The following is a 10,901-nucleotide window of genomic DNA, read 5'->3' as shown; positions in this document are numbered from 1 at the left end:
TGAATATCAGGGGCGTCAGAACACTCCATTTGCCATTGTCGCAAAAGGTCAGAGCGCTGAGTCCAAGGTTATCCCTGCTGCGGCTCTGCCCACACTGGTGAATGTTGGCGGCGATGCAATAATGAAATCGCTTGAACCAGAATCTGCTCAGTATGCCAAATTGTTACCACAACTTCGTGCGACCTATCAGGATGAGGGAGACAGCACTGAGTGCGGAAGGCTGTTTGAAGAGTCGCCTTCAATCTCTATTGCAAAGTTTAATAACGGTCAATCATTGATTGAAGCATCTTGTTGGATTTCGGCTTATAACTATGGTTCAAGCTACTGGTTATTGGATGAAGGCGAATCTGCTCTTCCCAAACTCCTTAATATCTCCGGCAATGACTATTCTGACGGCATCGTTTCTTCGGCTCACAAAGGTCGAGGATTAGGGGATTGCTGGAGCTTTGAGAGCTGGGTGTTTGATGGCAAAACAATGGTTCGTTCGAACGACAGTACTACCGGTTTATGCCGTGGCATTGCCGCAGGAGGCATTGATCCAATGCCTATCTGGGTGAGTGAAGTGGTTGTCGCACAAGATTTGAATAAATAATTATGTTGAAGGTAGTCTTTACGGAAACCGCTTTATTAATTCAAATCTTCAGATAGTTGATAATTTGACATGTTCTCTAACTCATAACTGCACAGAACCTTAATAGTTGGCACTTCGTAACTCAGAAGTGCCCATTCCTTGCCAGTAACCTTCTACCTCACAAATAACAGTGAGGTTCTTCTAATCAGCATAGTGTCTATGAAAGTGGGGGCTTACCAACTTAGCCAACCAGTTCGAATAGGCCGTCTTATTTCTATTTTTTAACCTACCGAACAAACGTGTTCTCTGTTAGAGTCACCGTCAACTACGCTATTGAATAAAGACACCCACAGATCGCATATCATTGATGGATTTTTATTCACACTTAGAACTCATTTTAGGAATCCCTAGTGACTAACAACGAAATTTTACGTCGTATCCAACACGCGTTAAACCTTAAAAACGCACAGATAATGAAAGCTTTCGAGCAGGCCGAAGTCACTGTGGCTCACGATAAAGTGGCAAACTGGTTAAAAGATGAAAGCGACAAATCTTGCATTAAGATGAAGGATCAAGAGTTAGCGGTATTCTTAAATGGCTTTATTAACCTCAAGCGAGGAAAAAAAGACGGCGAGCAACCTAAGCCAGAAGTCACGTTGACCAACAACATGATTCTCATGAAGCTGCGCATTGCGCTAGACATGAAAGCAGAAGATGTGTTGGACGTATTAGAAGTGGTTGGTATTAGTTTAAGTAAATACGAAATTGGTGCGTATTTCCGCAAGCCAAACAACAAAAACTACAAACAGTGTGAAGACCAACTGCTGTGCGACTTCTTAAATGGTGTGCAGTTTACCAATCGTCCCGATTCTGAAGAGTTTACTGGGTAATTTTTATCTCGAATCGAACGTGGTAATTGATTAGAAAAGCGAGAACCATTTTATGGCTACTCGCTTTTATCATGCTAAAGACCTATATTAGCGCTTCACAATCACGTCTACTCTTTGTCTTTCTTCAGACCACGCTGAAATCTGGTCGGCTTTTAGAATCAAGACACACACCGACCCCTATGACCCTACCAAGATAAACCCAAGCTAAAACCTTAAGCCAGTTAGGGGCCACTATTCTGGTCAAGATGTTCCACTGCGTGATAGGGTCAATAAGGGGCTTTTTACTGATGACAGCACTACTTCAAAGAGCAAGAGCGTGAGTTTTGCGTTTTCCTGCTATAAAACTAGCATAGGTCCACAACCGTTGAAAACTACACATAGGAACTACCAGCATTCGAAATATAGATAAATATCAAATTTATCATGGTTTTATGAGGGTGTATCTAAAGGCTTCTTGACATTTAACTGAATTGCATATCACTATGCGCAAGGAGGTATATAATGGATAGAGTAGCAGTTGTTTTTATACACGGTTTGAGAGGGAACACAGATACTTGGGTGAATGATGATGGTAAGTCATTACAAGAGCTTTTACGCGAAGATGATGCTGTAATTGCTGAGTACTGTGATTTTTTTGAGTACAACTACTTCAGTAAGATTACTGAATTCATGAATGGCTTCGTATCTAAGCATTCATTTGGCTTGTTAAGTAAGCTACCAATTTTTGGGTCTCTAGAAATACTGTCAAAGAGTAAAAAAGTACGTAAAAATAAAACGATAGGTCAGTTGGCTAGTGGTCTGGAGTCGGAATTGAGAGCTAGGTTTGATGATCATCGAGAGATTATCCTAATAGGCCATAGCATGGGAGGGTTAGTTGCAAAAAGTTTGATACTGTCTCAACTCAAGAGTGGGACAGTGGACAATATCAAATCATATATTTCCCTTGCTACCCCCCACCATGGTTCCCTACAAGCCTTGTTTCTTTCATTTAGCAAAAACAAGCATATTACTGAACTCCAACCCCTTAATGAGCAAACAATGAACCTTGAGAAGGAATGGAGTAAAAACAAAAGTTATTTACCCAAGTCGAGGTACTTAGTTTCTTTAGATGATGAAGTGGTCTTGCCGCATTGCGCTGTTCCAAACAGTGCTGATGAAGTAGATGTATTTAAAGTCAACGATGAAGATCATACCAGCATATGTAAACCAGCCAGTAAAAATAGCACATCATTTATCTTAATAAGAGATTTTGTCAAAGAGAGACTATCTGGGATTGTGATCGAAAAGGATTTTAAAGATAGCAAAATAGACAAGCTTAAAAGTTATGAAAGAGAATTGTTTGTAATAAAATTAATTATTGCTGATGTTAATGCTAGTTTGATTAAATCGTCGAAAGAATCATATTTTAAAGCTGAGATAGCTTGTCGATTAAATAAAAGAAGTGTTGGCAAATTAAACGAATTGTATGACAAGATAAAGTTCATATATCAGAATGAATTCTATCTTTATGATGAAAATAAAATAGATAGTTCTGAGTTAGTTTATAAAGTACATAGTGAAATAAAAGACAAAGACTCTACAATTTTAGAGTCTGCTATTGAAAGCGTATCTTTCTTAGAGAAGATAGGCATGCTTCATCAATTAGCTAACATGGTCGATCAAGAAGTTGTTTGGTGTAATAAGGACATTTCAGAGGCTCATGATGGAGTTTGATGATGCTAATTATATGCCATATTTAGACGTATTGAGTGAACCTACAGTAAATATGACAAGGATCTATTTAATTGTAAGAGAGTTGCAATCAAATAGAAATGGTTGCTTAGTACTAACGATGGAAAAGCTCTGTTTTTTTAATGCAGCTATAGTGAGCGAAAGTATAGTAGAGAGCATACTGCTTAAATATAACAAATCTATAGACACTAGTTTTAAGAATATAGATGAAGGTTATTCCTATAAAAATAGAGACAGTATAAGAGAATCTATACAGGGTCAATTGGTTAAAGACTATGTTATACAGCTCTGTAATCTAGATATTCTTAAGTTTAATATAGATAAAAACTATAACTTGCTGTCTATTGAAAATTATATTGATATAAATGAATACGACCCACTTATTCTTGCGTGGAAAGAAAATATAAAACGATTGAAATTTTGCGTTAGCAAGTCTGAAAAAGAGTTGTTTTCATCTTTAGTTGAGGCTTCGTATGAATAATTCACCTAGTTTGATTGTAAGAAAATTGACGGTCCTAGGGACTAGAAAAAATTACGAGATAGAGTTTGATTCTGGTATTAATATAATATGGGGTGACCTTGATTGCGGTAAAAGTAGTATATTGAGCTTGATTTCATATTGCTTAGGGGCATCAAGCCTTGATAGTTATGATGAACTTGAAGAAAGTGCAAGGTCTGCAAGGCTTACTGTCGAAATAAATGATGATACATATATATTTGAACGTGAGCTATTTAACAGCAAACAGTATATTAAAGGGTATCGAGGGGTTGTAAATCCAGATATTGCTCCAATAATATTGTCCCCTGATTTAAATGGTGATGCGCCAGATGGTTACATATCTTTCTTTATAATGGAACTATTAGGGTTACCTATTACTAAAGTTAAGATCTCACCAAGTAAAACTGATTCAACGATGCATAGAGTTGGTTTTAAAGATTTACTAAATTTTTTATATCTTAAGCAAAAAGATATAGCATCAGATTCATTGCTTAATATGAATGAAAGGTATAGATATGTTAAGCATAAAGAGATAATGAAATTTTTGTTTAATATACATAATCAAAATATCTCTGAGCTCGAAGCTGCAATAGCAAAGCAACAAGAAAAGCTAAATGAGAAAAAACGGGAATATAATGAAATAACTAAGTTTTTGAATAGGGTTAATTTCGACTTTTCTATCGACTTTGAGAAAAAAGAAGAAGAAAACAATGACGCTGTAAAAATTCTAGATAACCAAGTGTCTTTATTAAAAGAAGACTACAAAAAAGCGTCTGGCATGACAAAAGAAATTGAGCATAGACTTCAGAAATACAGTAAGTTAATTGAAGAATCTCAGAAAAAAAACAAAGATTACAATACGGATTTGTCTAGTTATATAAAGTTAAGGAATTCATACCTCGAAGAACGTCGATCTATCTCAACATCAATAAAGGTTGAATCTACCTTTCATTCTATTCATTCTACAGAAATTAAGTGTCCTCTATGTAACATTCCCCAAAATAGAGATGTAGAAAAATCAAGAATACCAGTTAGTATTTTAAGCTCAGAGAAAAAATCTTTAGATAGGAAAATTAAGAACTTAAACTCTCTAATAGATGAAGTTAGAGAAAGCATCGAATCTAACGCAAAGAAAATAGAGCAAGCACGACATGGAATTGAAGAAATACAGTATTCATTTGATACTAAATATGCAAAAGAAGTTTCAGAAATTGTAGAGTCAATTTCCCTTCTTGAGAAACAGAAAGTTGATTTACTATCAAATAAGAAAATTCTTGCTAGAGATAGATCCATTGTCAATAGGCTAGATATTATCTCTGTAGAAATGAATAATATTGAAAAGATAATGAGAAGACTAGATGGTGACCTGATCAATGCTAAGGAAAATTCAGAAGACAGTGAGACGGTTGTTGGTAGACTAAGTCAAGAATTTAATACGTACATGTCTAATAGCTTGTTGAATAATGTTGAGTCATCAATGGTCGATGATAGACTGGATTATTTAGTTAGGGATAAGTTTTTTACTGAACTTACATCTGGTGGAGTTAGAACAATAACTTCTTTAGGTATTTATCTATCAAAGCTTTTGTATTCATTGAAGAATAATTCAAACTTTCCAACCTTTATGATGATAGATACCCCGGGGAATAATATTGGTCGCTATCGTAGTCAAGATGTAAATAATGATGATGTGTCATCAGATCAAAAGGTTTATGAAAGAGTATATGAGCAACTATTATCTATTGCTGAATATGCCAATGAAGAAGGTAGAAATTATCAAATCATTGTTGTAGATAACGATTTGGCAGTTACTGCTCGCGAGCGAAAAGATATATTTCATGTATCAAAAAGGTTCAGTAAGAGTGAGCCTGAATTTGATTATGGTTTGATTAATGACTATTTAGATTAGCTTAAGTCTTTACATTCAAATGCCAAAATTAATTTCCGCATGGATGATGTTTAAAGGAAATACAGATAATTAATCATCTGATATTTCCTTTAACTATATCATTGTCGCATTTTGATGTTCTAGGGATAGCATATTGCAGCGAAGTGACCTGACCTACTTACAGTTGATAGCAAAGCATGGATTTTATAAATCTTCAAATTTCACCACTGAAACGTTTTGTATTCCCAAGTTAGTTAAAGTGAAGAGATGACTCGATTGCTCTTCTTTAGCATAGTAGGTTGCTGTCCACTTTGCTTCGGGACTGACTGATTTAGAAAGATGCTCAAAGTAAGGTAAGTCAACATCTGCCAGTGAATATCCGCTGATTATAACTTCATTGATGTTTTTGAGATTGTAGAAAAATTCAGCTTTGTCACGAATAAACAGAACGTTTTTCTCAACTTTCGCGGGCAGGCCTTGCTTTGTGCCTATCAGTGTTTTTCATACTTGAGCTAATTTAGAAAAGCCACTGGCATCAAATTGTCCATAAACGCGTTATCCCACCACAATCAGCCATGTGATCACCAAGCGACCACAAATCCAGTCCCATCGCCCTAGAATGTGGGGTGTAATGCTTGAGCTAGTGTTGAAACATCCATTATCCAACGATACTTGTTACCAAGATAAGTCCTGCAGTGCCGACCGATATCCGCATAAAAACTTGCCATTTATATTCATCTGCCCGTCGACTAAAGTGCAATGTGTTGTTATGTTATAACATTGCATTTGGTGGTTGTTATCATTTAATCGTTAAGGGGAATGAGTTTGGGGGTGATCTTAGAAGTCAAGCAACTAGCAACACGAAGCCCGCAGGGCTGGAAAGCGTTGATTGATGCAACGTTTGAGGTCGCAGGTGGTCAATGTTTTGCCGTGATAGGACCGAACGGCAGTGGTAAATCGAGTCTGTTAAAATCGATTACTGGCGAATACGCGGCAGTGCAAGGTGAGCTGCTGATTAATGGTTACCAACTCAGCGAGTTATCTCTTCAGCAAAAAGCCAAATTGATTGCCGTTGTTGCTCAAAATGATTACGTCGATCCGCGTTTAACGGTACGTGAATATGTCAGTCTTGGTCGAGTGCCACATGCTTTGTGTTGTAGCCAAAGCTCTCACTTGGCGGCGGTTGATAACGCGCTTAATGACGTAAAACTGCTCGAAAAAAGCGAGCGCACAATGGGCTCGCTCTCTGGTGGTGAACAGCAACGAGCAAATATTGCTAGAGCTTTTGCCCAGCACCCTCAACTGTTACTGCTCGATGAACCTACTAATCATTTAGATCCTTTAGCGCGTTTAGAATTGCTCGCTCTCATTAAACGGAAAGGCGTCGCCTGTATTGCAGTATTGCATGATTTACAATTGGTTGCTCCTTTCGCCGATAAAGTGATTCTCATGGCCAATCAACGCATTGTGAAATGCGGCTCGGCAGTAGAAATCCTAAGCAATCAATATATCACGCCAATATTTGGGCTAAATGTGCTGACTTTTCAACACCCACATATCGACAACGCGGTTCTTCATTTTGAAGCTGCATGTTAAGCACTCAAATTTTCGACAGGAATGACCTTATGAAATGGAAAGTTATATTTTCACTTTTATTGCCTATCACCGCTGCGCAAGCAACGACAACCCAATATCCGGTGATAGTAGAAAGTTGCGGAACCCGATTGATGATTGAGAAGCGCCCGACTCATGCGGTGTTTCATGATATCAACATGACTGAAATGGCGTTTGCTTTAGGTCTGCAAGATGATATGGCTGGCGTTACTGGCATCACTGGCTGGTACAAGATGTCACCTGAATTTAAACATCGTTTGGGTGGGATTCCAGAGCTGGCACCTAAATACCCATCGCTTGAAACCATGATAGCCGCGAATGCCGATTTCTTCTTCGCTGGTTGGAATTATGGCATGACAGTGGGTGGCGAGGTCACGCCTGAAACATTAGCGCCTTATGGCATTGATACTTTGGTGCTGAGCGAAAGCTGTGTCCACACTCATCCGAAGCAGCAAAGGAGTGCCAGTATGGATTTACTGTATACAGACATTCTGAAGCTTGGCGTGATTTTCGACCGTCAAGATAAGGCCAATGCACTTGTCAACAGTTGGAAACAACGTATTGCGGCTTTGCCAAAGCCTACATCCAACGCCAAAGCTCCGAAGGTATTCTTATACGATTCTGGTCAAGATAAGCCGTTTACCGCAGGTCAGTTTGCGATGCCAGACGCTATGATTCGAGCCGCAGGTGGAGTCAATGTTGTGCATGATATGCCAACCAGTTGGGCGACCACTTCGTGGGAAAAGGTGGCTAAGGAAAATCCAGATGTCATCATTTTACTTGATTATCAAAATGCCAATGGTGCGAATGCACTGCAACATTTTCTCGAGCAACATCCGCTGATGAAATACACCAATGCGGTTAAGAACAAACGCTATATTAAGCTGCGATATGAACAATTAACGCCTGGGCCTGCGAATATCGCTGCCGTTGAGAAGATGGCTAGTGCTTTTGCTCAATAACACGGCTTATTAAATGATGAAAATTAGCCGCTATTCATGGATGTGGTTGTTGGGCTGCACTCTGTTAGGCACGACATTTCTATTGAGCTTAATGTACGGTTCGATGACCTTTTCTATCCATCAGGTTTGGGATGGAATGGCCGAGATTGGCTCACAAGATATGTCGATGACGAGCCGAATTTTGCTGGATCTGCGCTTGCCGCGAGCGCTGCTTGCGATTATTGCGGGTACGGGACTTGCGATGGTTGGAGCATTATTACAAACGGCCACGCGTAATGATTTGGCCGATCCATTTCTATTTGGCCTTTCTTCAGGGGCGTCTGCTGGCGCAGTGTTAGTTATCACTCGCTTAGGGGATACGCTCGGTGTTTGGTCGCTACCCATTGCCGCGTTTAGTGGTGGCCTTGTCTCTGCTGCTGCGGTGATTATGCTGTTCTCGATGCAGAAAAAGCGTGGTAACGACAACTTAGTGCTATGTGGGCTCGCCATCTCATTTTTGTTTGGTGCCATGACGAGCTTTTTTATCTACTCGGGCGACCAGCGTGCTGCCAGTTCTATTCTTTTCTGGACCATGGGAGGATTAGGGCTGGCGCGTTGGGATAATTTACCTTTTGCTTGGTTAGGTGTTGCGGTTGTTGTTGTGCTGTCGGTCAAACGGTATCGCGCGATCGATACGCTGCTGGTTGGTGATCAGACCATTCACTCTCTGGGAATGAATGTTCATCGTCTGCGCAGTGAAATCTTTATCTGTTGTGCGTTTTGTACTGCGGCGATCGTCGCAATAACGGGTGTGGTGGGATTTATTGGTTTAATGGTTCCACATTTGATAAGGCCATTTTCGGGTATGACTCATAAGCGCTTGCTACCTCTCGTTGCATTATGGGGCGCGGTTATCATGAGCCTTGGTGATCTGCTTAGTCGCACATTACTTGCGCCGCAAGAACTACCGGTCGGAATTATTACTGCCGCGGTTGGCGGTGTGTTTGTTTTGTATTTAGTTTGGAAGAAAAATTAGTGTTATGAGAGGAGTAAATGATGTGTTCCGTAGCCAACACTGTTGCAGCTTCAAGTTGGAAGGGTATAAAAAAGCCGCTGAATGCGGCTATTTATTGTAATGCCTTTATATATTAAGTGTTTTAGTGGTCACTGATATATCAGCTGTACGAGTTTTAGCGAGCTTGGCGCGAAATACCCCCTACCTTAGTCCTTTGAGAAAGGGGGAGGAGATTAACGCTCCCCTAATACTTCGAAGTCATCGCTGGCTAAGCGGGCTTTCCCATCGGCTTCTACCACCCAATGTTCACGATGAATCGCGCCAAACGCTTTATTCATTTGCCATTTCGCGGTCAAAATGTAGCCGTTTTCACCTGCAGCTTGCCATTGCACATCATGGTACTCTACCTGTGCAAATCCTTGGTCCATAATATTTTGCCAAAAGGCCTGAATGGCTTCTCGGCCTTCAAATTGGCCAAAGGGACGAGCATACATGATGGCATTCGTCGCGTACTGTTCTGCGCAACCTTGCGCATCCTGTTGGTTAAACGCGTTCTGCCAAGCTTCAATACCCTTCATACAAGTGGCTAATACTGAATGATCTAACATAGTGGATTCCTCTTAATCTCTCTTCTCCCTTCGACTTAAAGCGGTTACTTCAAGTTGTTTGGGGATATGGGTTTTTATCTGAAACGATAACGGCAAGTGGTTTGCGGATAACTCATCTCTTCCCAGTTAGATTAGTGCTTTCAATTAATCTGAAAAATACCAATAATAAAAATGACTGTTTAGAGAAAGAGAACAATTGGTCATGAATCGATTAAGGCAGATGGCGATTTTTGCGCATGTAGTGGAGGCCGGCTCCGTCTCTGCGGCAGCCGATAAACTTAATGTGTCAAAATCCGTGGTTAGCCAGCATCTCAAAACCTTAGAAAATGAGCTGGGTATGGTACTGATGAAAAGAACCACGCGGCGTCAAACATTAACCGATGTCGGCGAGCAGTTTTATTTAAAATGCAAAGAGTTGAATTCGATTGCTGAGTCAGCTTGGGATATTGCCTCTGACTACCAAACCGAGCCGCAAGGGCGATTTCGTATTACGGCCTCGCACGCTTTGATGGATAGCTTGGTGGCACCTGTGATCGCCGAATTAATGACTCAATACCCTAAGTTAAAACCGGAATTGATTGCGGATGACCAGCATCTGGATTTGATGGCAAACGACATTGATATGGCGATCCGAATTGGCCCATCTCATGACAGTTCACTGAAACAAAAAAGGATTGGCGAATTTAGAGATGTTTTATGTGGGCTTGAAGAGCGCAAGACGAAGCTTAATGAGTCGCCGTATATTGCGAATGTTTGGCAACCTAAGCAAATTGAACACCATTTTCGCAGCGCTGAGGGGCAGACGTGGATTTATCGTCAACAGGCGAGTTGTACCGCGAATTCATTTCATACCTGTTTAGCACTGATTCGCTCTGGCGCGGGCGTAGGTATTGTCCCTGATTTTTACTTGTCAGAGAGGGGATCACAACTGGTGAATGTCGTGCCTAACTACACTTTACCCATCAATACGGTTTATACCTTAACGCCGTACTCTAGCCATACACCTACAATCGTGAAGCTATGTACCGATTACTTGGAGCAAGCGCTAGCCAAAAGGTTGAGCTAGCCCCTTCCCTCAAGCGGAAAAGTGGCTTGAAGGAAGGGTGTAATCAGGGGAGCATTATCCTCTTCCTACTTGAAGCTG

General features: G+C 40.3%; 11 protein-coding genes. 9 read left to right on the top strand and 2 right to left on the bottom strand.

Annotated elements, in window-relative coordinates; all coding sequences use genetic code 11:
* The 5 genes from GOU96_RS15350 to GOU96_RS15330 all read left to right on the top strand — a co-directional run.
* Positions 1-592 (top strand): DUF1176 domain-containing protein (locus GOU96_RS15350; protein WP_324701998.1); only part of this gene is annotated, 592 nt, incomplete at its 5' end.
* 389 nt (positions 593-981) lie between these two features.
* Entirely contained in the window at positions 982-1,461 is a 480-nt protein-coding gene (locus tag GOU96_RS15345; RefSeq protein ID WP_263213894.1) for a DUF1456 family protein, read from the top strand.
* 501 nt (positions 1,462-1,962) lie between these two features.
* Positions 1,963-3,174 carry an ABC-three component system protein gene (locus GOU96_RS15340; protein ID WP_231798446.1) on the top strand — a complete coding sequence of 404 codons (1,212 nt, stop codon included), beginning with the start codon at positions 1,963-1,965 and terminating at the stop codon, positions 3,172-3,174.
* On the top strand, positions 3,161-3,673 hold the full coding sequence (locus tag GOU96_RS15335; RefSeq protein ID WP_193252849.1) for a hypothetical protein: 513 nt from the start codon (positions 3,161-3,163) through the stop codon (positions 3,671-3,673). Before GOU96_RS15340 ends, GOU96_RS15335 begins: the two co-directional genes overlap by 14 nt.
* Positions 3,666-5,600, top strand: a complete 1,935-nt coding sequence (locus GOU96_RS15330; protein WP_267782935.1) for an AAA family ATPase — start codon at positions 3,666-3,668, stop codon at positions 5,598-5,600. Before GOU96_RS15335 ends, GOU96_RS15330 begins: the two co-directional genes overlap by 8 nt.
* 183 nt (positions 5,601-5,783) lie before the next feature.
* On the opposite strand, the gene GOU96_RS18635 is transcribed toward GOU96_RS15330, so the two are convergent.
* Positions 5,784-6,020, bottom strand: a complete 237-nt coding sequence (locus GOU96_RS18635; protein ID WP_413470528.1) for an AbiH family protein — start codon at positions 6,018-6,020, stop codon at positions 5,784-5,786.
* A gap of 378 nt (positions 6,021-6,398) precedes the next feature.
* Here GOU96_RS18635 and GOU96_RS15325 point away from each other — a divergent pair, with 378 nt between their 5' ends.
* The 3 genes from GOU96_RS15325 to GOU96_RS15315 are packed head-to-tail and all read left to right on the top strand — an operon-like array spanning position 6,399 to position 9,170.
* Positions 6,399-7,175: an ABC transporter ATP-binding protein gene (locus tag GOU96_RS15325; protein WP_032473341.1), complete on the top strand. Its 777-nt coding sequence runs from the start codon at positions 6,399-6,401 to the stop codon at positions 7,173-7,175.
* A 29-nt stretch (positions 7,176-7,204) separates the two neighbouring features.
* Positions 7,205-8,155: an ABC transporter substrate-binding protein gene (locus tag GOU96_RS15320; RefSeq protein ID WP_057558636.1), complete on the top strand. Its 951-nt coding sequence runs from the start codon at positions 7,205-7,207 to the stop codon at positions 8,153-8,155.
* Between the two features lie 16 nt (positions 8,156-8,171).
* Positions 8,172-9,170 (top strand): FecCD family ABC transporter permease, encoded by a 999-nt coding sequence (locus GOU96_RS15315; RefSeq protein WP_420719697.1) that lies wholly within the window; start codon positions 8,172-8,174, stop codon positions 9,168-9,170.
* Between the two features lie 212 nt (positions 9,171-9,382).
* On the opposite strand, the gene GOU96_RS15310 is transcribed toward GOU96_RS15315, so the two are convergent.
* Positions 9,383-9,757: a YybH family protein gene (locus tag GOU96_RS15310; RefSeq protein WP_001960893.1), complete on the bottom strand. Its 375-nt coding sequence runs from the start codon at positions 9,755-9,757 to the stop codon at positions 9,383-9,385.
* Positions 9,758-9,959: 202 nt separating this feature from the next.
* Here GOU96_RS15310 and GOU96_RS15305 point away from each other — a divergent pair, with 202 nt between their 5' ends.
* Positions 9,960-10,823: a LysR family transcriptional regulator gene (locus GOU96_RS15305; protein ID WP_042989054.1), complete on the top strand. Its 864-nt coding sequence runs from the start codon at positions 9,960-9,962 to the stop codon at positions 10,821-10,823.
* The last annotated feature ends 78 nt before the right edge of the window (positions 10,824-10,901 follow it).

Source organism: Vibrio sp. R-1 (assembly GCF_035615595.1).
Classification (GTDB): domain Bacteria; phylum Pseudomonadota; class Gammaproteobacteria; order Enterobacterales; family Vibrionaceae; genus Vibrio; species Vibrio cholerae.
The sequence above is the reverse complement of the archived record's forward strand: the minus strand, read 5'-3'. Positions and strand labels throughout refer to the sequence as shown.

What these genes read in the sequence shown, in the direction of transcription:
- GOU96_RS15305 (WP_042989054.1), top strand. Translation starts at nt 9,960, where the DNA reads ATGAATCGATTAAGGCAGATGGCGATTTTTGCGCATGTAGTGGAGGCC.
- GOU96_RS15330 (WP_267782935.1), top strand. Translation starts at nt 3,666, where the DNA reads ATGAATAATTCACCTAGTTTGATTGTAAGAAAATTGACGGTCCTAGGG.
- GOU96_RS15315 (WP_420719697.1), top strand. Translation starts at nt 8,172, where the DNA reads ATGAAAATTAGCCGCTATTCATGGATGTGGTTGTTGGGCTGCACTCTG.
- GOU96_RS15340 (WP_231798446.1), top strand. Translation starts at nt 1,963, where the DNA reads ATGGATAGAGTAGCAGTTGTTTTTATACACGGTTTGAGAGGGAACACA.
- GOU96_RS15310 (WP_001960893.1), bottom strand. Translation starts at nt 9,757, where the DNA reads ATGTTAGATCATTCAGTATTAGCCACTTGTATGAAGGGTATTGAAGCT.
- GOU96_RS15335 (WP_193252849.1), top strand. Translation starts at nt 3,161, where the DNA reads ATGATGGAGTTTGATGATGCTAATTATATGCCATATTTAGACGTATTG.
- GOU96_RS15325 (WP_032473341.1), top strand. Translation starts at nt 6,399, where the DNA reads ATGAGTTTGGGGGTGATCTTAGAAGTCAAGCAACTAGCAACACGAAGC.
- GOU96_RS15320 (WP_057558636.1), top strand. Translation starts at nt 7,205, where the DNA reads ATGAAATGGAAAGTTATATTTTCACTTTTATTGCCTATCACCGCTGCG.